A 21,957-nucleotide genomic window follows, 5' to 3' on the forward strand; every position below is an offset into this window, starting at 1 on the left:
GCGTCCGTAGGCTGGACGACATGACCGACCCCGTGCTGCAGACCGTCCCGCTCGGCGCGCAGTGGCCGACGCTCGACCCGTTCCTCTTCTGCGCCCACCACGACGACGCGTACCCGGCGGGCGACGACGCCATGGCGCCCGCCGTGCCGGTCGACGACCGCGAGCTGGGCATGGACTTCTCCGGCGCCGACGGGTGGAGCATGTACCACGGCCTCACCGTCCCCGGCTTCCCGGGCCACCCGCACCGGGGGTTCGAGACGGTCACGTTCGTCCGCAAGGGACTGATCGACCACTCCGACTCGCTCGGCGCCGCCGCCCGGTTCGGTCGGGGCGACGTGCAGTGGGTGACGGCCGGGCGGGGGATCGTGCACTCCGAGATGTTCCCGCTGGTCCACGCCGACCGGACGAACCCGCTCGAGCTGTTCCAGATCTGGCTCAACCTCCCGGCCGAGGACAAGCTCGTCGATCCGTACTTCACGATGTTCTGGGCCGACGACATCGCCCGCCACGTCGTGGGGCCGGAGGGGCGGCGCGCCGAGGTCACCGTCATCGCCGGGGCGTTCGGGGACGTGACGGCGCCGGCGCCGCCACCCAGCTCGTGGGCCGCCCGCGCCGACGCCGACGTCGCGATCTGGCACGTCCGGCTCGATCCGGGCGCCCGCCTCACGCTGCCCGCGGCCGCTCACGCCGAGTCGCTGCGGGTGCTCTACGTGTTCGAGGCCGACACCGCCGTGGTGGGGGGCACCGAGGTGGGCAACGACACCGGGGTCCAGCTGGCGTCCGACCAGGAGGTCGAGGTCGTGGCCGGCGATGCCGAGGTCGAGGCGCTCGTGCTCCAGGGTCGGCCGATCGGCGAGCCCGTGGCCCGCTACGGGCCGTTCGTCATGAACACCGAGCAGGAGATCCGCCAGGCGATGGTCGACTACCAGTCGACCCAGTTCGGCGGCTGGCCCTGGGAGGACGACGCGCCGACGCACGGTCGAGACCGCGGACGGTTCGCGCGCCACGTCGACGGCCGCCTGGAGGAGCCCGAGGGCACGTCCGTCTGAGCGGCGCTCAGGTGCGGTCGAGCAGGAGGCTCTGGACGGACCGACCCACCCGACCCTGCCCGTCGTAGAGGGCGCTCTCGGCTGCCGCGGCACCGGTGGAGCCGGGGAAGGTCGTCGAGCGCAGGCAGATCCAGTCGCCGAGCGGTTCGCGCACGGCGTGGATCGTCAGGTCGGGGTTGATGAAGATCCACTGGCCGCGGGGCACCGCCCAGGAGAAGCCGTTGCCGAAGTCGGCGGCACCGGCGAGTCGCATCATCGGCGTCGTCGTCTCGCTGGCGATCACCGGGTAGCGGAGGCGGATCCACCCGGTGGCCGGTCCGGGGCGATCGAAGCCGCCGTCGACGAACAGGATCTCGTTGGCGTCGCGGTGGAAGGTGAGGCCGTCGGGCTCGGGTGCGCCGGGGAACTGGAGCTGCTCGCCGTGCTCCGGCCCGGGGGGCGGCGGATCCGCCGGCACCGCCTCGTCGGGCACCGGGAGGTCGGCGCGGCGGATGCGCAGGGCCGTGGCCCGCATGACCTCGGTGTCGCCGGCGTGGAGGGACGCCTGCACGAGCTGGACCTTCTTGCCGGGGCGGAGCACCTCGGTCGTGATGCGGAGGGGCGTGAGGGGGACCGGGCGCAGGAGCTCGAACGTGAGGCGCGCGATCTGGACCGGGACGGGGGCGTCGGCTGACTCGACGGCGTGGGTGAGCAGCGCGGACGGGGCGCCGCCGTGCTGGGCGGCCGGGTCCCAGGGGCCGACGGTGAGCTCGGTGGGGACGAGGTGGTCGCCGTCGGGGAGGTAGAGGGCCTCGGGGTTCGCGGTCACGCCGTCACCGTACGGCGACGCGCAGGTCGTCGCCCGAGCGGACGCTGACGAGGTGCTCGGCGAGGGGTGGGACCTCGATCTCGAGCGGCGGGTTGCCCTCGGGGACGCTGAGGACGAGCACGACCTCGCCGCCCTCCTCGTGGGCTCGCAGGACGATGGCCTGCTGCTCCCGTGCTGCGGCGGCGAGCAGCTCCTGGGTGAGGCGCAGGACGGTGAGGCACCTCGCTGGGTCGTCGACCGTGGCGTCCCAGTCGACCTCCATCGCCACGCCGACCTCCTCGCGCAGGGCGGCGACCTCGATCTCGACGGCGGTGCGCAGCGGGTCGTCGGTCTCGCCGAACGGGCCCGGCCCGTCGGGGGAGGCGGCCACGCTGTGGCGCCAGGTGCGTTCGGCCCGTGCGAGCTCGAGCTGCCAGAGGGCCTCGGCCTCGATGCCGGGGCGGTGGGCGTCGAGGGTGCGGCGGGAGGCGGCGTCGAGGGCGAGCAGGCGTTCACGCAGCTCGACCACCTGGGCGGCGACCTCGTCGCGCTCGGTGGTGGCTGCGGCGGCGGTGGCCTGGGCCGCGGCGATCTGGTCCTCCGCGGCGGCGAGCGACGCCAGGGCAGCTTCACGGTCTCCGCTGGCCCGGTCGGCATCGGCCCGCGTCGCGGCGGCGCTGGCCTCGGCGTCGGCGGCGCGACGCTCGGCCGCCTCGGCCCGGGCCTCGGCCTCGGCGGCCCGGCGCTCGGTGTCGGCTGCGTTCGATCGGGTGGCGGCCAGCTCGTCGGCGACGAGGCCCGCGTCGGCTCGACAGGCGTCGAGCGCGGCCGTCGATCGGCGCCGCTGGACGAGGAGCAGCACCGCCAGCAGGCCGCTCAGGAGCGCGAGGACGACGACGGCGGCGGTCACGTCCGCACCCTACCGAAGCCACCCCGAGCCTCCGCTCCACCCACCACCGCGCCCCGTTGGCGGCGATTCGACGTCGATTCGCCGCCAACGGGGCGCGTGGGGAAGCACTCCCGGGGTGCAGCGGCTGGTTGGGTCCGATGCGCGTGCTCTGGCACGCGGATCGGACCCGAGGGGCTGGCCCGGATGCTCGGCACGCCCCGCCGCGCCACCCTCCGCGGCCCCCCATACGCGCCGATTCGGCGCCGAATCGGCGCGTATGCGCGGGCGGGCGGAGTGGGCGAGGGGGGCGGATCAGGGGGTGTCGGCGGGATAGGTGACGCCGATCTGGCGGCGGATCTCGTCGAGCGTCGCCATGATCGCCACGCTGGTGTCGAGCGGGATGACGTCGGACTCGAGGTGACCGCCCCGGATCCGCTCCACGGCGTGGATCGCCTCGTGGGCCAGCCCGTGGTGCGGCACCTCCACGCGCTCGGGCGCGCCGTCGTGGCGGTCGATCGTGAACCCGCTCGTCCCCCAGAAGGGCGGCTCGATGCGCACGACCCCCTCGGTGCCGACGACCTCGCACCAGTGCGAGCTGCGGGCCTCGAGCCCCGTGTGGAAGATCGACACGGCGCCGTCCGGATGCGACGCCACGACACCGAGGTTGACGTCGACGGCCGTCGGACCGAGCTCGCCGAGCGCCCGCACCTCGACCGGCGGCCCGAGCAGGAACCGTGACAGCGCCACCGGGTACACGCCGAGGTCGAGCAGCGCACCGCCGGCCAGCGCCAGCTCGTGGTGCCGACCGGTCGGCCCCGGCACGGCGATCGAGAAGTTCGCCTCGACCGCCCGCACACGGCCGATCTCGCCCGACGCCAGCCGTCGACGCAGCTCGACCACGGGCGGCAGGAACCACGTCCACATCGCCTCCATGAGGAAGCGACCCGACGCCCGCGCGGCGGCAGCCATCTCCCGAGCCTCCCGGGCGTTGACCGCGAACGCCTTCTCGCACAGCACGTGGCGCCCTGCCTCCAGCGCGGCCACCGCCAGCTCACGGTGCGACGAGTGCGGGGTGGCGACGTACACCAGGTCGACCTCGTCGTCGTCGAGCAGCGCCTCGTAGGACCCGTGCGCCCGGGTCGCGCCGAACCGCTCGGCGAACGACGCGGCCCGCTCCATCGAGCGCGAGCCGACGGCGACGAGCTCCGCGCCCTCGACGTGTCGCAGCGCCCGAGCCATCGCCGACGCGATGTCGCCCGGCCCGGCGATGCCCCACCGCAGGGGCGCCGCCGCCGCCGTCACCGCCACCCCCCGACGCTCATCCCTCGCCGCACGGGTTCCAGACGTCGCCGGGGACGAGCCGGTCGGCCCCCGTCGGCCCCCACGAGCCGACCCGGTACAGCTCCGACGGCGGCGGCGCGTCGAGCACCGGTTGCACCGCCTCCCACGCGGCCTCGACCGCGTCCTGCCGGGAGAAGAGGCGGGGGTCGCCGTCGAGCGCGTCGTCGAGCAACCGGTCGTAGGCACCAGGGGCGTCGCCGTCGTCGACCGCCTCGCTCAGCACGAGCGACACCGGCCGGCTCTCGAGCTCCTCGCCCGGCTTCTTGGCCTGCACCGCGACGGTGATCTGGTCGTCGGGCTTCATCCGGAAGCTCAGGCGGTTCGGCTCGGGAACCGACGCCGTCGACGTGAACATCGGCCGGGGCGGCCGCTTCAGCTCGACGACCGCCTCGGTGACCGTCGACGCCATCGACTTGCCGGCCCGGATGTACCAGGGCACCCCCGCCCAGCGCCACGAGTCGACGAAGGCCCGGACGGCGACGAAGGTCTCGGTGTCGGAGTCCGGCTCGACGCCGTCCTCCTCGCGGTACCCCTCGAACTGGCCCCGCACCACGTCGGCGGGGTCGAACGGCCGGATGGCGCGCAGCACCTTCGCGATCTCGTCGCGCAGCGCCTCGGGGTCGTCGGTGGCGGGCGGCTCCATCGCCAGCAGCGCGACGACCTGGAGCAGGTGGTTCTGCACGACGTCCCGGAGCGCGCCGACCCCGTCGTAGAAGCGCCCCCGGCCCTCGACGCCGAAGTCCTCGGCCAGCGTGACCTGCACGTTGTCGACGTAGTAGCGGTTCCACACCGGGTCGAGCAGCGTGTTCGTGAAGCGGAACACCATCAGGTTCTGCACCGCCTCCTTGCCGAGGAAGTGGTCGATCCGGAAGATCGACGACTCGGGGAAGTGGCGGTGGAGGAGGGCGTTGAGCTCCTGGGCCGAGGCGAGGTCGCGGCCGAACGGCTTCTCGAGCACCACCCGGGCCCGCTCGTGGAGCCCGTTGGCGACGAGCCCGGAGATCACGTCGTCGAAGAGGTCGGGCGGGATGGCGAAGTAGAAGACCGGCAGCTGCTGGTCGGCGACCGCCTCGGCGACGCGGACGTAGGTGTCCTCGTCCTCGTAGTCGCCGTCGACGTAGCGGAGGGCCCGGGCGATCCGCTCGAACACCTCGTCGTCGACGTCGTGGTCGGACTCGTCGAGCGTGGTGCGGATGTGGCGCCGCAGGTCGTCGAGGTCCCACCCGCTGCGGGCGACGCCGACGACGGCGTCGGGCAGGCGGTCGTGGAGCGCCAGGCGGTACACGGCGGGGATGAGCTTCTTCTTGGCCAGGTCGCCGGTGATCCCGAACAGCACCAGGGCGTCGGCCCGCTCCGTGCGGTGGGCGGCGCTCACGTCGGCGGTCCCGTCACCGGGTGCTCCACGTGCCCGCCGAACTGGTGGCGCATCGCCGACAGCACGCGGTCGCCGTAGTCGGACTCGCCGCGGGAGCTGAACCGGGCGAACAGCGACCCGGCGATGACGTGGGCGGGCACGCCGAGCTCGACCGCCGTCTGGACCGTCCAGCGCCCCTCGCCGGAGTCGGCCACCCGCCCCTGGTACCCGGCGAGGTCGGGGTCGGCGTGCAGGGCGGCCGCCGTCAGGTCGACGAGCCATGACGACACGACCGAGCCGCGCCGCCACACCTCGGTGATCTCCGCGAGGTCGAGGTCGTAGCGGAACCGCTCGGGCCCCTTCAGCGGCGCGATCTCGGGGTCGTCGTCGGGGCGCCCCACCGCGATGCCCGCGTGGTCGAGGATGTTCAGGCCCTCCGCGACCGCCGCCATCATCCCGTACTCGATCCCGTTGTGGACCATCTTCACCAGGTGCCCGGCGCCCGGCCCGCCGCAGTGCAGCCAGCCCTCCTCCGCCGGCGCCGGCGCCCCGGTGCGGCCCGGCGTGCGCTCGGCGGAGTCGACCCCCGGGGCGAGGTCGCGGAAGATCGGGGCGAGGCGCTCGACCGCGGCGGCGTCGCCCCCGATCATCAGCGAGAAGCCCCGCGCCAGTCCGAACACCCCGCCGCTGACGCCGACGTCGAGGTGGGCGATGCCGTCCTCGGCGAGCACGGCGGCCCGGGCGATCGAGTCGCCGTAGTAGCCGTTGGCCCCGTCGATCACCGCGTCGCCGGGGGAGAGGCGGCTCGCCACGTCGGTGACGACGTGGCCGGTGATGCCCGCCGGCACCATCGCCCACACGGCGCGGGGTGGCTCGAGCGCGGCCACGAGCTCGTCGACGGTCGCCGCGCCCCTGGCGCCATCGGCGACGAGCTCGGCCACGGCCGTCGGGTCGACGTCGTAGGCGACGCAGTCGTGCCCGGCCCGTAGGAGGCGCCGGACGATGTTGGCGCCCATCCGTCCGGCGCCGATCATCCCGAGCTGCATGCCGTCCCCTCTCGTCGCGTGGAGCCGATCGTAGGGACTGCGGGGGCGGACTGGGCCCGATGGGCCCCCGGTCGGGACCTTCGACCCTCCCGCAGGTAGTTTTTCTAGCGAACACTGCACTTCGACCGGTCGCACCCGTCGGCCGGCGAAGGAGAACAACGGCGATGACCACCTCGGATCGCACCCCCGTCCACGAGCTCTCCACCGACCCGCCGCCCACGCACCGCGACGGATGGATGACCATCACCTTCAGCGTCGCCGCCTGCGCGGTGTTCTTCGCGCTGCTCGCCGTCGGCCTCGCCCTCCGGGCCTCCGACGAGGAGGCCGCGGCGGGCTCCGCCGGCGCCACCGGCAGCCAGACCGTCCAGGTCGAGCTCGGCGACCTCTACGTCGAGCCGGCCAGCATCTCGGTCCCCGCGGGCACCGAGGTGATCGTCGAGGTCACCAACGCCGGGGCGATGCCCCACGACCTGGCGTTCGAGGGTGACACCTCACGCGGCACGAAGATGCTCGATCCCGGCGAGACCGAGACCGTGAGCCTCGGCGTCGTCGAGACCTCGAGCGAGGCCTGGTGCACCGTCCCCGGCCACAAGGAGGCCGGCATGGTGATGGCCATCGAGGTCACGGGCGGCGACACCGAGCAGGCCAGCGCAGCCGGCGGCCACGACGTCGCCACGGCGGCGCCCGGCGCCGACGGCAACGCCGTCATCGACTTCAACGCCGCCCCCGCCGACGGCTGGGCGCCCTACGACCCGACCCTCGCTCCCGCCCCCGGCGGCACCGAGCACGAGGTCACCTGGCACATGACCGAGGAGGTCATCGAGATCGCCCCCGGCGTCACCCAGGAGCTGTGGACCTTCGACGGCCAGGTGCCCGGGCCCACCCTGCGGGGCAAGGTCGGCGACATCTTCACCGTCACGATCGTCAACGACGGCCAGATGGGCCACTCGCTCGACTTCCACTCGAGCAAGGTGGCGTGGGACGACGAGATGCGCACCATCGCCCCGGGTGAGTCGCTCGTCTACCAGTTCGAGGCCAAGCACGCCGGTGCGTACATGTACCACTGCGGCACCGCCCCGACGCTGCACCACATCGGCAACGGCATGCACGGCGCCATCATCATCGACCCGCCGGACCTCGCAGAGGTCGACCACGAGTTCGTCTTCGTGCAGCACGAGTTCTACACCGGCCCCGAGGGCCAGCCCGGCGACCTGGCCAAGATGCAGGACGACGAGTGGGACGCCGTGGTCTTCAACGGCTACGTCAACCAGTACGTCCACGCCCCGCTGCGGGTCGAGCAGGGCGAGCGGGTGCGGGCCTGGATCGTGAACAACGGCCCGTCGGAGAACAGCTCCTGGCACGTCGTCGGCACGATCTTCGACACCGTGTACTTCGAGGGCGCCTACAGCCTGCGCCCCGACGACACCCGAGGCGGCTCCCAGGCGCTGGCCCTCCAGCCGGCCCAGGGCGGGTTCGTCGAGTTCACCTTCGACGAGGAGGGCTTCTACCCCTTCGTCACCCACAAGTTCTCCAACGCCGGCCGAGGCGCCATGGGCCTCTTCCAGGTCGGTGACGTGGAGCTCCCCGAGGGTGCGTCGCACTGACCACCCGTCGACCCGGCGAGAGCCGGAGGCGGCCGTGAGGCCGGGACGTGGGGTGCGTCCCGGCCTCCGCCGCGCCCACCACCTGCACCCCCGAACCACCAGGAGCAGACGATGACCACCACCCACGTCGACCCCCGTGCCACGCTCGGCGAGCTCGTCAAGGAGCGCTCGACCCGGGCCCGCGTCCTCGAGCACCACGGCATCGACTACTGCTGCCACGGCCACCGACCCCTCGACGAGGCGGCGGCGGAGGCCGGGATCGACCTCGACCTGCTCGTGGCCGAGCTCGCCGGCTCCGATGCCGGCACCGGTGCCGACGACGTCGAGCGGACCCCGGTCGAGCTCGTCGACCACATCGTCGAGACGCACCACGCGTACCTCCACGAGGAGCTGCCCCTGCTCCAGGAGCTGGCGCACAAGGTCGAGTCCGTGCACGGCGTTCGCCACCCCGAGCTGGTCTCGGTCGCGGCCCTCGTGCGAGCCGTCGTCGAGGACCTCGTGCCCCACCTCGCCGAGGAGGAGACGGTCGTGTTCCCCGCGATCCGTCGTCACGTCGACGCCGGCGAGGACGTGCCCGGCGAGCTCGTCGAGCGCCTGCGCGACGACCACGAGGCCACCGGCGCCCTCCTCGGCGAGCTCCGCTCGGTCACCGACGGCTACCAGGTCCCTGGTGACGCGTGCGCCAGCTACACCTCGCTCTACGAGCGCCTCGCGGCGCTGGAGGCCGACACCTTCCGCCACATCCACCTCGAGAACAACGTGCTCTTCCCGGCGCTGTCGGGCTGAGCCCAGGTGTCAGGCGTCGGCCGGCTCCCGGTCCTCGATCCGAGGGCCGGGAGGACCGCGCAGCTGGTCGACGGCCGCCTTCGCCACGCCGAGCGTCGGGCCGGCGAGGATCGCGCCGACGAAGCCGAACAGCGAGCCGCCGATCAGGACGCCGAGGAGGATGAGCATCGGTGGGAGCCGCGCCGCCCGGCCGCCGATCGCCGGCTGGATCACGTGGTTCTCGAGCGTCTGGTAGCTCACGAAGGTGACGAGGGCGATCACGCCGTGCCACGGTCCCTGGCCGACGGCGAGCAGCACGAGCGGCGCGGCACCGACGAAGCCCCCCACCTGGGGGATCACGTTCCACCAGGTGGCCCAGAGCCCGAGCACCGGCGGCAGGGGCACGCCGAGCGCGACGGCGATCAGCATGACGACGGTGCCGTTGAGCACGGCGACGAAGGCGGTGGCGGCGGCGATGTTCGACACCGTGAGGTGCGCGGCGCGCCCGAAGCGGATCGCGGCGCGACGCGACCGGGGCCGCACCCGGCGTGCGACCTCGCCGACGAGGCGCGGACCGTCGAGCAGGATCGCGATGACGAGGCTGGTGATCCACAGCGCACCGAGCAGCCCGTCGCCCGCGGCGGCCACCGCCCGCTCGACGACGTCGGACTCCCGCAGGCGGTCCGGCAGCGCCGCGATCTCCTCCTCGAGGCGCTCCGAGACGTCGTTCGACTCGAGCAGGGGCCCGACGAGGGGCAGCGACTCGAGCGAACGGACGGCGGCGGGGGCGTCGGCGACGATCTCGTCGGCGGAGTCGGTGACCGACGGCCCGGCGAACCAGCCGACGGCGACGACGGCACCGACCACCGAACCGAGCACCACAGCCACGGCCGCCGGACGTGGCAGGGACGTCCGGCGGGCGACCGCGCTGACCGGACGATCGAGCCCGATGGCGACGAAACCGCCGACGACCAGCCAGATGACGAAGCCCTGCGCGGCATCGAGGAGCCGCAGGGCCACCGCCACGACGAGGACGAGGGCCCCCGCCGCGGCCGCCGTCCGGCGGGACAGCTGCAGGCGCAGGACCGGACCCGCCGCCGATGCCTCGACGAGCGCCGGCTCCAGCTCGGGCAGCGAGCCGTCGTCGTCGCCCACTGGCACCACCTCGTCGACGAGGTGCTCGACGACGCCGGCGACGTCGGAGGTGTCCGGATCGAACGCCGCGGCGAGTGCGGCCACCGCGAGGAGGCCGAGGACCGCCCCCGGCAACCCCATGGCGTAGAGGCCGGCGCCGATCCCGACGAGCGTCAGGATCGGGCCCACGTGGATCGGCCGCCGCACCCAGCGCACCCCAGCGACCCGGTCGGCGATCGAGAGCAGGAGGGCCGTGGCGACGAGCAGCGGCAACGGGACGTCGCGCGCCCAGCCGACGGCGATGACCGGCGCCCAGGCGAGCGGGATGCCGAGGACGGGCAGGAGCGACGCCGCAGCGACCCAGGCGCCGAGCGCGATCGACCCGGGCAACCCGAGCGCCGCAGCCAGGCCGCCGGCGGCGAGACCGTGCGCGCCGGCGACGCCGAGGGATCGCCGCAGCCAGGCCCCACCCCGCTCCGCGGCCGCCCGCAGGGTCCGGTGGATGTCCTCGCGGATCGATGCCCGCTGGACCGTCCGGACGGCCTGCTCGACCAGCGCAGCGCCCTGCGTCAGCGAGAACGCCGCGAGCACCGCGACGAGCACCACCTGGCTGGCGCGCCCGGCGATCGCCAACGGGTCGTCGTCGCCGATCACGACCTGCGCCGCGAGCCCGTCGAGGACGCGCTCGGCCCGTTGCGCCAGGTCGACCTCGGCGGCGATCCGCGCCGTGGCGGAGTCCGGGGGGAGGGACGCGACGGCCTCGTCGATGTCCTCGGACAGCGCGTCGGCTTGGGTGTCGAGGTCCCAGGCCACCAGCCCGAGCACGCCGATCGTGCCCGTGATGCCGACGGCGGCGAGCAGCACGATCGCGGCCCAGCGCGGCATCCAGGTGCCGAGCCGGCGCACCGCGGGGGCGAGGACGACGGCCACCGCCGCGCCGCCGAGGAGCAGCACCAGCGCCGTCCGGGCCTCGTCGAGCACGAGCAGGGCAAGCCACGTCGCCACGACGGCGGCGCCGAGCGCGGCGAGGCCGGCGATCGGCACGACGACGGTGTGCACGGGTGCCGCCGGGCCCGTCGGGAACGGCGGTCGCCCGGTAGGTTCGTCCTGCATGTCCGGTGCCACCGATCCGTCCCTCGATCTCCTCGCGCCCGGCGTCCACGCCTGGTTGGCGACGCAACCTTCGCACGGCCGCACCAACGCCGGGGTGGTGGTCGACGCCGACGGCGTGACGGTGATCGACACGCTGATGGTCGCCGCCCAGTGGGAGCCGTTCGCCCAGGCGGTCGAGGCCCTCGGCATGCCGATCCGGCGGCTGGTCCTCACCTCCAGCCACATCGAGTTCAGCGGCGGCACCGCACGCTTCCGGCTCCCCGGCGTCTACGGCAGCGCGGCGGCGAGCGCCGCCCTCGACCAGCCGGCGAACCCCGAGGTGTTCCGGCGGCTGTTCCCCGAGCACGCCCCGCAGCTCGGCGACGACCTGCGCACCCGTCCGGTCACCCATGTGGTCACCGAGCCGGCCCACGTGTCCGATGCGGCGATCGCGGTGCCCCTCCGGGGCCAGATGCTCGAGAACCTGGTCGTGGTCGTCCCCGGCGCCGACATCGCCTTCGGCGGTGCGCTGTGCGCCTTCGGCGTGACCCCCGCGGCCTACGACGGTGACCCCGCCGCCTGGGCCGACGCCCTCGACGACGTCGTCGAGCTGGCCCCGATCATCGTGCCGGGCCACGGCCCGATCGGTGGGGAGGAGGAGGTCCGCGCCCTCCAGGCGTACCTGCGCGCGTGCGTCGCCGCGGAGGGCGACGTCGCGGCGCTCGAGGACGGTCCCTGGTCGGAGTGGCCCGGCCGGGAGTGGGACGTGGTCAACGTCGAGCGGGCGGCGCTGCTCGCCGAGGGCGACCCGTCGCCGCCCCCCACCCTGCTCGCCCGCCTCGGCTTGACGTAGGGACGCTCGGGTAGGGCGCGGCGCATGAGCGATCCCCAGCGCCCCACGCACGACCGCGACCTCCCGGAGTCGATGGAGGAGGACGAGCTCACGCGCCGACCGGGGGAGGACCAGATGCCCTCCGATCCCGACGTGCAGGCCGAACGCCCCCTCGACGACATCGGCGACACCGACGGCTGACCCTCCTCGATGAGAGGATCCTCATCGTCCTCTCATCGGATAGCGGCCCGGAGCGGGCACGCTGGTGCCGCCATGGCCCCCGCTCGCTCCTCCGGTCCCTCGCCGCTCGTCGTCGCCCTCGTGGCGTTCGTCGTCGCCGCGCTGGTCGCCGTCGGGGCTGCCTCGGTGGTCGGGCGGCTCACCGCCGACGACCGTCCCCACGTGGAGCCGATCGAGCTGACGACCTCGACGACGTCGACCACGCTGCTCGGCGAGCCGGGGTCGGCGGACACCGGCGGCGAGCCCACGACCCCCGAGACGACCGTCGCGCCGGCGCCCACCACCCCGCCTCCGGCCCCGCCGCCCGTCGCGCCGCCGCCCGCGTCCCACGACGGCGACGACGACGACGACGACGATGACGACGACGACGGGGACGACGATGACTGAGGGGCGGGTCCGGCGTCGCGACTCGATCCGCACCCGCGTCCTCGTCGGGGCCATCACGCTGCTGCTGCTCGCCCTCGGCGGCAGCGTCCTCGCCATCCGCCAGACCCTCCTGACTCGGGTCGACGAGTCGATCGAGCGCGAGCTGGCCCAGGAGGTCGAGGAGCTCCGAGCCCTCGCCGGCGGCACCGACCCCGCCACAGGCGAGCCCTTCGCCGAGGACGTCGAGGCGATCTTCCGGGCGTTCATGGAGCGCAACGTCCCGGCGCGGGACGAGGCCTTCTACGCGTTCGTCGACGGGGTCCCCACGTTGCGCTCCTTCGACGCGCCCCGGGAGCCGGCGGTCGACGTCGACCTGGTCGAGCGGTGGACGTCGTCGTCCACGCCGGTGCGCGCGGACGTCACGACGGCCGCGGGCAACGCACGGAGCCTGGCGGTCCCCGTCCTCGACGGGGCGGGGGAGGTGCGGGGGACCTTCGTCGTCGTGGTCTTCCCGGCGGCCGAGCTGGCGGAGGTCGACGAGATCGTCCGGGCGGTGGCGACCCTCGCCCTCGTCGCCCTCGTCGTCGCCTCGGTCGGGGCGCTCGGCGTCGCCGGTCGCATCGTGCGACCGATCGAGCAGCTCACCGACGCCACCCAGGCGATCGACGCCGGCGACCTGACCCGACGCATCCCCGTCGACGGGCGCGACGAGGTCGCCCAGCTGGCCCGCACGTTCAACGGCATGCTCGACCGCCTCGACGCCGCCTTCCGCTCCCAGCGGGCCTTCCTCGACGACGTCGCCCACGAGCTGCGGACCCCGATCACGATCGCCCGCGGCCACCTCGAGCTGCTTGGCAGCGACGACGACCCGGCCCAGCGGGCCGAGACGGTCGAGGTCGTCACCGAGGAGCTCGACCGGATGAGCCGCTACGTCGACGACCTGCTCGTCGTCGCGAAGTCGGCCCGGCCCGACTTCCTGGTGCTCGGGGTGGTCGACGTGGGGGAGGTGCTCGACGACGTGGTGGCCCGTGCCGTCGCGCTCGGCCCCCGGCGGTGGGTGCGCGGCGACGGGCCGTCGCCGGGCGAGGAGCTCGTCGTCGGCGACGAGGGCCGCATCGTCCAGGCGCTCCTCGCCCTCGTCACCAACGCGGTCCAGCACACCTCTGACGACGACCGCATCGAGATCGGCGCCCGCCGCCTCGGCGCCGACCTGCGCTTCTACGTCGCCGACACCGGGACCGGCGTCGACCCGGAGGAGAGCGAGCGCCTCTTCACCCGGTTCTCGCGCGGCGCGGCGAGCAGCGCGCAGCGGCCCGAGGGCTCGGGTCTCGGGCTCGCCATCGTCTCCGCCATCGCCCAGGCCCACCGCGGCACCGTCGGCGTCGAGGAGACGCCGGGCGGCGGGGCCACGTTCCACGTCGACCTGCCGCTGCCGACCGCCCAGGAGGAGGATCTGTGAGCCGGATACTGATCGCCGAGGACGAGGAGCGCATCGTCTCCTTCCTCGAGAAGGGCCTCCGTGCCGCCGGCTACACCACGATGGCCGTCGGCGACGGCGTCGACGCCGTCGCCCTCGCGCGCGACGAGAGCTTCGACCTCCTCGTGCTCGACCTCGGCCTGCCGGGCATCGACGGGCAGGACGTGCTCCGGCGCATCCGCGCGCGGGGCGAGCGCATGCCGGTGATCATCCTCACGGCCCGGACCGGCGTGGAGGACACCGTCGCCGGGCTCGAGGGCGGTGCCGACGACTACGTCCCCAAGCCGTTCCGGTTCGAGGAGCTGCTGGCCCGCATCCGGGTGCGGCTCCGGGACACCGGCACCGACGAGGTCACGGTGCTGCGTGCCGGCGACGTCGTGCTCGACGTGCGCACCCGGCGGGCCCAGGTGGGGGAGCGCAACGTCGAGCTGACCGCACGGGAGTTCGCGCTCCTCGAGACCCTGATGCGCCACGCCGGCCAGGTCATGAGCCGTGAGCAGCTCCTCAGCCACGTGTGGGGCTACGACTTCGACCCCGGCTCCAACGTGGTCGACGTCTACGTCCGCTACCTGCGCAAGAAGCTCGGCGCGGACACGATCGAGACCGTCCGGGGGATGGGGTACCGGCTCGCCGGAGCCTGACGGGCCCGCGGGCCCGAAGATGAGGATCTTCTCCTCCGGGTCTCACGGACCTCCCATCGACGCGCCCGATGCTCGGCTCGTGGACGTCGACGATGCGCTCCTGCCCGCTGCTCCCCACCTGACCGGCCCGGGGGCCCGCGCGGTCCTGGCCCCGGTCGTCGAGGCGCACGGGGGCGAGCTCGTCGACGTGCGCCCCGGTCAGGTGCTCTACCGGCCGGGGCGGGACGTGATCGTCAGCTACGGCGCCCGGATCCGCTGGCCGTCCGGCCTCTCCGAGGAGACCCTGCTGGCCGGCACGACGCGGACCGGCGCGCCGACGGGCACCGTGCCGGTCCGGGCCGACGGCATGGAGGTCGGCGTCTGGCGCTACCCGTTCGACCCCGAGCTGCCCGGCCTGGCCCACGCCACCCTGGCCGCACCCGTCGCCCGCCTGCTCGGCCGCGACGCCGCCGACGTCCACCTCCAGGTGCGGGCGTTCCGCCCGGGCAAGCGCGCCGTCGTCCACGCCCGGTGGCCGGGGGGCGAGGCGTACGTGAAGGTGCTCCCGCCCCGACGGACAGGCGCGATCGTGGCCCGGCACGACGCCCTCCTCGCGTTCGGGCTGCCGGTCCCGGCTGTCCTCGGCGCCGACGAGGCACGGGGGCTCGTCGCCCTCGCCGCCCTCCCCGGCGCCGACCTGCGCGAGCGACTCGTGCGCGGCGACGGGCCGGTCCCCGCGGGCCAGGAGGTGCTCGCCCTCGTCGACGACGTGGCGCGTGCCCACGTGCCACCACCGGACCGCGACCGTGCCGGGCTGCTCGACGGCGCCGCGCACCACGCGGCGCTCGTGCGGCGCGTGCGGCCCGAATCCTCCGGGGCGCTCGACGAGGTGCTCGGTCGCCTCGCCGCTGCACCCCGGCCGGTCGAGCTCACCACCGTCCACGGTGACCTCCACGAGGCGCAGATCCGCGTCGACGACGCCGGGCACGTCATCGGCGTGCTCGACGTCGACGACGTCGGTCCCGGGGACCCGGCCGACGACCCCGCCCGAGCCGTCGCCCACCTGGTCGCCCTCGGCCTCACGCACCCGCCGAGCGCCGGACGCTGCCGCGCCCTGGCCGCCGAGCTCCACGCCGGCGCGGTGCGACGCCACGGCCCGGACGTCGTCGATCCGCGCGTGGCCGCGGCCCTCGTCGGCCTGGCGACCGGCCCGTTCCGTGCGCAGGACCAGGACTGGCCCCAGGGGACCGACCGGCTCGTCCACCTCGCGCTCGCCTGGTCGCGGGGCAGCGCCACCGGTGGCCTCGATGAGAGGACCCTCAGGTCGGCCTCATGACCTCCCCATCCCCCGATGGGACAACGGACCCAGCGGTGGAGGACACCGCACACCCAGCCCAAGGAGAACGACACCGATGATGGATCACCTGAGGAACCAGCCCAAGTGGAAGGTCGCCGTGGCCGGCGGGACCCTCGCCGGCTTCGCCGTCGGCGGCGTGCTCGGCGGCGGCGTCGCCTTCGGCGGCAGCGACGACGGCGACACCGCCGACACCCGGTCGGTGCGCCTGGCGTCCACCGACCCGCTGGCGTCGCTCGCCTCGCCCACGTCCACCACGATCCGGGCGTCGATCGCGTCACCGGCCTCCCCCCTGACGCCGGCGTCGATCGCCAGCCCCGCCACGCCGGCCTCGGTCGCCAGCCCGGCGTCGCCGGTGTCGATCGCGAGCCCCGAGCCCGCTCCGGCGCCCGCCCCGCCCCCGGCGCCCGCCCCGGCGCCGGCGAGCATCAGCCCCCAGAGCCCCCCGTCGGTCCAGAGCGTGGCCAGCGCGGCGTCCGTCGACAGCCCCTGATGGCATCGACCCGCTCGTGAGCCCGGGCCGCGCCGCTGCGGCCCGGGCTCCGGGCTGTCCGTGCTCCGGGCGGTCCCGGCCCTCAGTAGAGCCGGACCGCGGCCTCGGGAGCCTGCGGCGGTGACGCCGGACCCGAGGTCGACGGTGGCCCGCCGAGCGTCGCCGTCCCGACCGACTGACCGGCCGCGGCGCCATGTCCGCGGTGGTCGAACCGCCAGAGGAAGGTCGCCATCTCGCCCCGGGTGACGGCGGCATCGGGGGCGAAGCGGTCGCTCCCGCCCACGCCCGTGGTGATCCCCTCAGCGGCCAGCCAGCGCACCGCTGTGGCGTAGAACGCGCCGTGGGCCACGTCGGCGAAGAGCGGCCCCCCGCTCGCAGGAGCGCCCGCGTGGCGCCAGAGGAACGTGGCCATCTCGCCCCGGGTGACGGGGGCTTCGGGGGCGAAGCGGTCGCTCCCGCCCACGCCCGTGGTGATCCCCTCACCGGCCAGCCAGCGCACCGCCGTGGCGTAGAACGCGCCGTGGGCCACGTCGGCGAAGAGCGGCCCCCCGCTCGCAGGAGCGCCCGCGTGGCGCCAGAGGAACGTGGCCATCTCGCCCCGGGTGACCGAGGCCGCGGGGGCGAAGCGGTCGCTCCCGCCGACGCCGGTGGTGACCCCCTCGGCCGCGAGCCAGCGCACCGGCTCGGCGTAGAACGCGTCGCCCGGCACGTCGACGAAGCCCGGGTGCGACCACGACACGTCGGACTCGCGGCCGAGGATCGTCGGTCCGTCCACCGTGAACGTCACCGGCTCGACGTGGAGCGCCCGGCGGCCGCCGCTGCCGTAGGACGTCCGGCCCGGCTCCCACCCGTGGTAGGCGAGGATCGCCCGCCCGCCCGTCGGGCAGGGCGGCGACGCTGGCGCCTCCGATGCCCGCTGCGTGGTCCGTGCGGGACAGCCACGGCCCGCCCACCGTCCGCTTGTCGCAGGGCCACGTCGGGCCCTCGCACGTCGCGAACCCCACGCCGTAGGTCCCGGACTCCCAGTCGTTCGCCGAGTAGAGCAGCCAGGCGCGGCCGGCGGCCGCGACCATCTCGGGCTGCTCGACCAGGTGGCCCTCCCACAACCGGTCCCGGCCGAGGAGCTCGTGCTCCGGTCCCACGACGTCGGTGCCGTCCGCGGTCAGCTGGCGCGACCACAGGCGCGACGAGCGGAGGCCGAGGGCGTTCTCGTCGCTCTTGTAGAGGAGCCACGGCACGCCGTCGGCGTCGACGAACACCGACGGGTCGATCGACCCACCGAGGTGGCCCTGGCACGCGATCGGATGCCCGCGCTCGTCGACGAAGGGTCCGGTCGGCGTGGCCGCCGTCGCGACCCCGATGCACTGGAGGGTGCCGGCATCGGCCACGCGCGCCGTGTAGTAGAGGACCCAGGTGGCACCGAAGCGGTGCACGTCGGGCGCCCAGGTGGCGCCGGGCACCGCCCACCCCCCGAGCTCGGGCAGCACGTCGCCGGTCTGCTCCCACGTGGTGCCGCCGTCGGTCGAGCGGTAGGAGGGGACGTTGAGCAGCGCGCCCCAGGCGGCGACGTTGGTGGAGTAGAGGCGCAGCACGTCGCCGTCCGCGACGAGCGCGGGGTCGGCGACGTCCCAGTCGAGCGCCGGCGGCACGGCGGACGCCACCTGCGGCGAGAACAGGCTCACGACGGTCGCGACGGCCGCGACGAGCAGGCGCGGGGAGCGACGGCGTGGCACGACTCCGTGGTCGGAGCCGGCGGCCGCCACCTGAGGGCTCGTCGACCGCTCCTCGCCGATGTGATCGATGCCACACCCGCGGCCCTACCGATCCGGGCCGGGGCGGACGTAGATTCCCCCTGCCCCGGTCCGGGGCGTTCGGCGTCGATCACACACGGAGCCCCGCATGCTCGCCCGACTCGGTCGTCTGTGCTTCCGCCGGCGGCGGCTCGTCGTCGTCGCCTGGCTGGCGCTGGTCCTCGGCGTGCACGCCGCGGGCCAGGTCACCGGCACCAGCTACGACGACGCGTTCAACATCCCGGCCTCGGAGAGCCGCGACGGCTTCGACCTGATCGACGAGCACTTCGGCGACGTCGGCAACGGCTTCGGGGGCACGATCGTCTTCCGCAGCGAGCGGGGCGTCGACGACCCCGCGGTGCGCCGGGCGATGGAGGAGATGTTCGCTCGCGCCGCCGAGCTCGAGGGCGTCGTCGTGTCGAGCCCCTACGACGACCCGCTCGGGCTCCACACCAGCCCCGACGGCACGGTCGCCTACGCCGAGGTCAACCTCGTCGGCGAGGTCGACCAGACCCGCGGCACCGAGATCGGCGACGACCTGCGCCGGCTCGCGCCGGAGCTCGACGGGCTCACCGTCGAGATCGGCGGGGCGATCCTCGGTGAGTTCGAGCCCCCGAACGCCGAGCTGATCGGTCTGGCCTTCGCCATCGTCGTCCTCATCCTCTCGTTCGGCTCGGTCCTCGCGATGGGCCTGCCGATCGGCGTCGCCCTGTTCGGCGTCGCCACGGGCGCGGGGATCATCGCCCTGGTGTCGAACCTCACATCCATCCCCGACCTCACCACGATGCTCGGGGCGATGATCGGGCTCGGCGTCGGCATCGACTACGCCCTCTTCATCGTCACCCGCTACCGCGAGGGCACCCACCACGGCCACGACCCCGAGGAGGCCACCCTCCTCGCCATCGACTCGGCCGGTCGGGCGGTGCTCTTCGCGGGCACGACGGTCGTCATCTCGCTCCTCGGCATGCTCATCATCGGCCTGCCCTTCATCTCCGGCATGGCGATCGGCGCCTCGGCCACGGTGGCGATGACGATGGCCGCCTCGGTCACGCTCCTGCCGGCGCTGCTCGGCTTCGCCCAGCACCGGGTCGAGGTCACCCGGTGGCGCGGTCTCATCGCCGCGGGGTTCGTCGCGCTCGCGCTGCTCGGGGCGGGCATCGGCGTGCAGCCCCTGCTCGTCGGCGCCCCGCTCGCCGTCGTGGTCCTGCTCGCCGGCGTCGCGGTGGCGCCGCTGCGGCGCGAGGTGCCGCGCCGGCCGCCGCGGCCGGTGCGCGAGACGCTGCCGCACCGGTGGAGCCGCCTCGTCCAGTCGCGGCCGTGGGTCGGGCTGCTCGCCGGCGCCGCCTTCCTCGTCGTGCTCGCGGTGCCGGTCCTCGACCTGCAGCTCGGGTTCTCCGACGAGGGCAACTTCCCGACCTCGACGACGACGCGACGGGCCTACGACCTGCTCGCCGAGGGGTTCGGGCCGGGCGTGAACGGGCCGCTCGTGGTCGTCGCCGAGGCCGATGGCGCCGGCGGCGCGGTCGGGGCCCAGCAGGTCGCCGACGCCGTCGCGGCGGCCGACGGCGTCGCCCAGGTGTTCCCGGTGTTCCCGAGCGACCTGGCCGCGCCCACCGACGCGCCGGCGTTCCTCGTCCAGGTCATCCCGTCGACCTCACCCCAGGACCCGGCGACCGCGGCGCTCGTCGAGCGGCTGCGTGACGACGTGATCCCGGCGGCGGCGGAGGGGACCGGCCTCGAGGTGCGCCTGACGGGCGCGGTGGCCGCCAACATCGACTTCACCGAGTACCTCGAGGGCCGCATGCCCTGGTTCTTCGGTGCCGTCCTCGCGCTGTCGTTCCTGCTCCTGATGGCCGTCTTCCGCTCGCTGCTCGTGCCGATCAAGGCCGTCGTCATGAACCTCCTGTCGATCGCCTCGGCGTACGGCGTCGTCGTCGCGGTGTTCCAGTGGGGCTGGTTCGGCGACCTGTTCGGGATCGCCGGCGCACCGATCGAGCCGTTCGTCCCGATGATGCTGTTCGCCATCGTCTTCGGCCTCTCGATGGACTACGAGGTCTTCCTGCTCTCCCGGGTCAAGGAGGAGTTCGACCGCACCGGCGATCCGGTCGGCTCGGTGGCCGACGGCCTGGCGGCGACGGCTCGGGTGATCACCGCTGCGGCGGCGATCATGGTCGTCGTCTTCGGCAGCTTCGTGTTCGAGGACGACCGGATCATCAAGCTCTTCGGGCTCGGCCTCGCCGCCGCGGTGCTGCTCGACGCCAGCGTCGTCCGCATGCTGCTCGTGCCCTCGACGATGGCCCTGCTCGGCCGCCGCAACTGGTGGCTGCCGGCGTGGCTCGACCGGCTCCTGCCCCGCATCGACGTGGAGGGCCCGGCGCACGAGCCGGACGACGACCTCACGCAGGGCGAGAGCCCCGCCGCGGAAGGTGAGCTGTCGGCCTCCGGGGCGGTCAGCCGCTGACGGTCGGGCCGCCATGTCGTGTGCACGCTGCACATGACATCGTGCCGTGGCGGGCAGGGGGCTGCGACCGCTCTCACCTGGGGCGACGGGGTGTACGACGTCATGTGACGAACATGACGATCATGTGACGGTCGGGGTGCACCGGAAGGCGTGTGCTAGCCCTGAACTGCTGCCAGGGCAATCGCCGCGACGCGACCAACCTGCTGCGCACCACCCCTTCGGGGGAGGTGGGTCGATTGGTGACGGGGCGTCGTGGGGCAGGTTCCTGGCGCGACGTGTCCCCGACCAAAGGTCTCACCAATGACCCCTTCACGACATCGACGACCCACGATCCTGTGGCGCGTCCTGGCGCTGCTCGCGGCGTTCACCCTGATCGCCGCGGCCTGCGGCGACGACGACGGCGATGACGGCGGCGACGACGGCGCCGCCTCGAACGGCGGGAGCGAGAGCTCCGGCGAGGGCGGCGACCTGCTGGCGGAGCTCCAGGAGAGCGGCTCGATCACCATCGGCGTCGCGAACGAGGTCCCCTTCGGCTTCGTCGGCGAGGACGGCGAGCCCACCGGCATCGCCCCCGACGTCGCCCGTGAGGTCCTCGCGGAGCTCGGCATCGAGGAGATCGAGGTCGACGTCGTCGAGTTCGGCAACCTCATCGGTGGTCTCCAGGCCGGCCAGTTCGACCTGATCGCCGCCGGCATGTACATCACGCCGGAGCGGGCCGAGCAGATCCTGTTCTCGGACCCGGACTACTGCGTGGCCGAGGGCCTCGCCGTGCCCGAGGGCAACCCCGAGGGCGTCGTCGACTACTCCTCGTTCGTCGACAACTCGGACCTGACCCTGGCCGTCGCCACCGGCACGGTGGAGGTCGGCTACGCCGAGGACGCCGGCATCCCGGACGACCAGATCCAGGAGTTCGCCGACATCGACGGCATGTACTCCGCCCTCGAGGCCGGTGAGGTGGACGCCGTGTCCGGCACCGCCGCCACCGTGCAGCGCCAGGTCGCCGTCCGTTCGGGCATGGAGGCCGTCGAGCCCTTCTTCCCGGTCGACGAGAACGGCGAAGAGGTCCTGCCCTGCGGCGCCTACGGCTTCCGCAACGAGAACCAGGCGTTCCGCGACGCCTTCAACGACGTGCTGAACGAGATGCGCGAGAGCGGTCGCACCATCGAGATCATCACGGAGTACGAGGACTTCTCCGAGGCGGACGTGGAGAAGGCCAACGAGCTCACCCTCGAGGACTTCCTCGACTGAGAGCTGACCCGGTTC

The 21,957-nt window shown here is 74.1% G+C and carries 19 protein-coding genes and 2 pseudogenes; 12 read left to right on the plus strand and 9 right to left on the minus strand.

The genetic code is table 11. The annotated features are described in order from the left end of the window. Positions 1 to 20: 20 nt before the first annotated feature. Positions 21 to 1,049, plus strand: coding sequence for a pirin family protein (locus GH723_RS04765; protein ID WP_153758576.1), 1,029 nt, complete (start codon positions 21 to 23; stop codon positions 1,047 to 1,049). A gap of 7 nt (positions 1,050 to 1,056) precedes the next feature. Here GH723_RS04765 and GH723_RS18435 read toward each other — a convergent pair whose 3' ends face one another. The 5 genes from GH723_RS18435 to gnd form a co-directional block, all read right to left on the minus strand. Then, complete coding sequence (locus GH723_RS18435; protein ID WP_195210530.1) at positions 1,057 to 1,857, minus strand: thioesterase family protein; 801 nt, start codon at positions 1,855 to 1,857, stop codon at positions 1,057 to 1,059. 4 nt (positions 1,858 to 1,861) lie between these two features. Further along, on the minus strand, positions 1,862 to 2,746 hold the full coding sequence (locus GH723_RS18440) for a hypothetical protein (protein WP_195210531.1): 885 nt from the start codon (positions 2,744 to 2,746) through the stop codon (positions 1,862 to 1,864). 291 nt (positions 2,747 to 3,037) lie between these two features. Continuing rightward, positions 3,038 to 4,033: a Gfo/Idh/MocA family protein gene (locus GH723_RS04775; RefSeq protein WP_229023068.1), complete on the minus strand. Its 996-nt coding sequence runs from the start codon at positions 4,031 to 4,033 to the stop codon at positions 3,038 to 3,040. Between the two features lie 10 nt (positions 4,034 to 4,043). Further along, positions 4,044 to 5,441: a glucose-6-phosphate dehydrogenase gene (zwf, locus tag GH723_RS04780; RefSeq protein ID WP_153758577.1), complete on the minus strand. Its 1,398-nt coding sequence runs from the start codon at positions 5,439 to 5,441 to the stop codon at positions 4,044 to 4,046. Further along, complete coding sequence (gnd, locus tag GH723_RS04785) at positions 5,438 to 6,466, minus strand: phosphogluconate dehydrogenase (NAD(+)-dependent, decarboxylating) (protein WP_153758578.1); 1,029 nt, start codon at positions 6,464 to 6,466, stop codon at positions 5,438 to 5,440. Before gnd ends, zwf begins: the two co-directional genes overlap by 4 nt. A 164-nt stretch (positions 6,467 to 6,630) precedes the next feature. Here gnd and GH723_RS04790 point away from each other — a divergent pair, with 164 nt between their 5' ends. Then, entirely contained in the window at positions 6,631 to 8,070 is a 1,440-nt protein-coding gene (locus GH723_RS04790) for a multicopper oxidase domain-containing protein (RefSeq protein WP_195210532.1), read from the plus strand. Between the two features lie 111 nt (positions 8,071 to 8,181). Beyond that, the gene (gene ric / locus GH723_RS04795; protein ID WP_153758580.1) at positions 8,182 to 8,856 is read left to right on the plus strand and encodes an iron-sulfur cluster repair di-iron protein; all 675 of its coding nucleotides are present in this window, start codon (positions 8,182 to 8,184) and stop codon (positions 8,854 to 8,856) included. 9 nt (positions 8,857 to 8,865) lie between these two features. Here the strand turns inward: ric and GH723_RS04800 are convergent, their stop codons facing one another. Continuing rightward, on the minus strand, positions 8,866 to 11,082 hold the full coding sequence (locus GH723_RS04800; protein WP_195210533.1) for an AI-2E family transporter: 2,217 nt from the start codon (positions 11,080 to 11,082) through the stop codon (positions 8,866 to 8,868). Between GH723_RS04800 and GH723_RS04805 the strand changes: the two genes are divergently transcribed. The 7 genes from GH723_RS04805 (at position 11,081) to GH723_RS04835 (ending at position 16,443) form a co-directional block, all read left to right on the plus strand. Then, entirely contained in the window at positions 11,081 to 11,914 is an 834-nt protein-coding gene (locus tag GH723_RS04805; protein WP_195210534.1) for an MBL fold metallo-hydrolase, read from the plus strand. The two genes, GH723_RS04800 and GH723_RS04805, sit on opposite strands and share 2 nt — an antisense overlap. A 24-nt stretch (positions 11,915 to 11,938) precedes the next feature. Then, the gene (locus GH723_RS04810) at positions 11,939 to 12,094 is read left to right on the plus strand and encodes a hypothetical protein (RefSeq protein WP_153758583.1); all 156 of its coding nucleotides are present in this window, start codon (positions 11,939 to 11,941) and stop codon (positions 12,092 to 12,094) included. A gap of 72 nt (positions 12,095 to 12,166) precedes the next feature. Then, complete coding sequence (locus GH723_RS04815) at positions 12,167 to 12,520, plus strand: hypothetical protein (protein ID WP_153758584.1); 354 nt, start codon at positions 12,167 to 12,169, stop codon at positions 12,518 to 12,520. After that, positions 12,489 to 13,958, plus strand: coding sequence for a sensor histidine kinase (locus GH723_RS04820; RefSeq protein ID WP_153758585.1), 1,470 nt, complete (start codon positions 12,489 to 12,491; stop codon positions 13,956 to 13,958). Before GH723_RS04815 ends, GH723_RS04820 begins: the two co-directional genes overlap by 32 nt. Next, a complete protein-coding gene (locus GH723_RS04825; protein WP_153758586.1) occupies positions 13,955 to 14,617 on the plus strand; it encodes a response regulator transcription factor in 663 nt (220 codons plus the stop codon). Before GH723_RS04820 ends, GH723_RS04825 begins: the two co-directional genes overlap by 4 nt. Positions 14,618 to 14,696: 79 nt before the next feature. Continuing rightward, the gene (locus GH723_RS04830) at positions 14,697 to 15,932 is read left to right on the plus strand and encodes an aminoglycoside phosphotransferase family protein (RefSeq protein ID WP_153758587.1); all 1,236 of its coding nucleotides are present in this window, start codon (positions 14,697 to 14,699) and stop codon (positions 15,930 to 15,932) included. Between the two features lie 79 nt (positions 15,933 to 16,011). Beyond that, the gene (locus GH723_RS04835) at positions 16,012 to 16,443 is read left to right on the plus strand and encodes a hypothetical protein (protein ID WP_153758588.1); all 432 of its coding nucleotides are present in this window, start codon (positions 16,012 to 16,014) and stop codon (positions 16,441 to 16,443) included. Positions 16,444 to 16,525: 82 nt separating this feature from the next. Here GH723_RS04835 and GH723_RS04840 read toward each other — a convergent pair whose 3' ends face one another. The 3 genes and pseudogenes from GH723_RS04840 to GH723_RS18715 all read right to left on the minus strand — a co-directional run. Beyond that, positions 16,526 to 16,972: an S-layer homology domain-containing protein gene (locus GH723_RS04840; RefSeq protein ID WP_229023070.1), complete on the minus strand. Its 447-nt coding sequence runs from the start codon at positions 16,970 to 16,972 to the stop codon at positions 16,526 to 16,528. A gap of 117 nt (positions 16,973 to 17,089) precedes the next feature. After that, positions 17,090 to 17,230 (minus strand): annotated as a pseudogene (locus GH723_RS19210) (hypothetical protein); the annotation flags it as partial. A gap of 100 nt (positions 17,231 to 17,330) precedes the next feature. Next, a pseudogene (locus tag GH723_RS18715) lies at positions 17,331 to 18,206 on the minus strand (glycoside hydrolase family 43 protein); the annotation flags it as partial. Positions 18,207 to 18,342: 136 nt separating this feature from the next. Here GH723_RS18715 and GH723_RS04850 point away from each other — a divergent pair. Together GH723_RS04850 and ehuB are read left to right on the plus strand one after the other, a co-directional pair. Next, positions 18,343 to 20,694, plus strand: coding sequence for an MMPL family transporter (locus tag GH723_RS04850; protein ID WP_153758591.1), 2,352 nt, complete (start codon positions 18,343 to 18,345; stop codon positions 20,692 to 20,694). A gap of 300 nt (positions 20,695 to 20,994) precedes the next feature. Further along, positions 20,995 to 21,942 (plus strand): ectoine/hydroxyectoine ABC transporter substrate-binding protein EhuB, encoded by a 948-nt coding sequence (gene ehuB / locus GH723_RS04855; protein WP_153758592.1) that lies wholly within the window; start codon positions 20,995 to 20,997, stop codon positions 21,940 to 21,942. Positions 21,943 to 21,957 lie beyond the last annotated feature (15 nt).

The organism is Actinomarinicola tropica, assembly GCF_009650215.1.
Lineage (GTDB): Bacteria > Actinomycetota > Acidimicrobiia > Acidimicrobiales > SKKL01 > Actinomarinicola > Actinomarinicola tropica.

Coding starts and splice junctions, on each gene's coding strand:
- GH723_RS04765 (WP_153758576.1), top strand. CDS start 21: ATGACCGACCCCGTGCTGCAGACCGTCCCGCTCGGCGCGCAGTGGCCG.
- gnd (WP_153758578.1), bottom strand. CDS start 6,466: ATGCAGCTCGGGATGATCGGCGCCGGACGGATGGGCGCCAACATCGTC.
- GH723_RS04790 (WP_195210532.1), top strand. CDS start 6,631: ATGACCACCTCGGATCGCACCCCCGTCCACGAGCTCTCCACCGACCCG.
- ric (WP_153758580.1), top strand. CDS start 8,182: ATGACCACCACCCACGTCGACCCCCGTGCCACGCTCGGCGAGCTCGTC.
- GH723_RS04805 (WP_195210534.1), top strand. CDS start 11,081: ATGTCCGGTGCCACCGATCCGTCCCTCGATCTCCTCGCGCCCGGCGTC.
- GH723_RS04800 (WP_195210533.1), bottom strand. CDS start 11,082: ATGCAGGACGAACCTACCGGGCGACCGCCGTTCCCGACGGGCCCGGCG.
- GH723_RS04810 (WP_153758583.1), top strand. CDS start 11,939: ATGAGCGATCCCCAGCGCCCCACGCACGACCGCGACCTCCCGGAGTCG.
- GH723_RS04815 (WP_153758584.1), top strand. CDS start 12,167: ATGGCCCCCGCTCGCTCCTCCGGTCCCTCGCCGCTCGTCGTCGCCCTC.
- GH723_RS04820 (WP_153758585.1), top strand. CDS start 12,489: ATGACGACGACGACGGGGACGACGATGACTGAGGGGCGGGTCCGGCGT.
- GH723_RS04835 (WP_153758588.1), top strand. CDS start 16,012: ATGGATCACCTGAGGAACCAGCCCAAGTGGAAGGTCGCCGTGGCCGGC.
- GH723_RS04850 (WP_153758591.1), top strand. CDS start 18,343: ATGCTCGCCCGACTCGGTCGTCTGTGCTTCCGCCGGCGGCGGCTCGTC.
- ehuB (WP_153758592.1), top strand. CDS start 20,995: ATGACCCCTTCACGACATCGACGACCCACGATCCTGTGGCGCGTCCTG.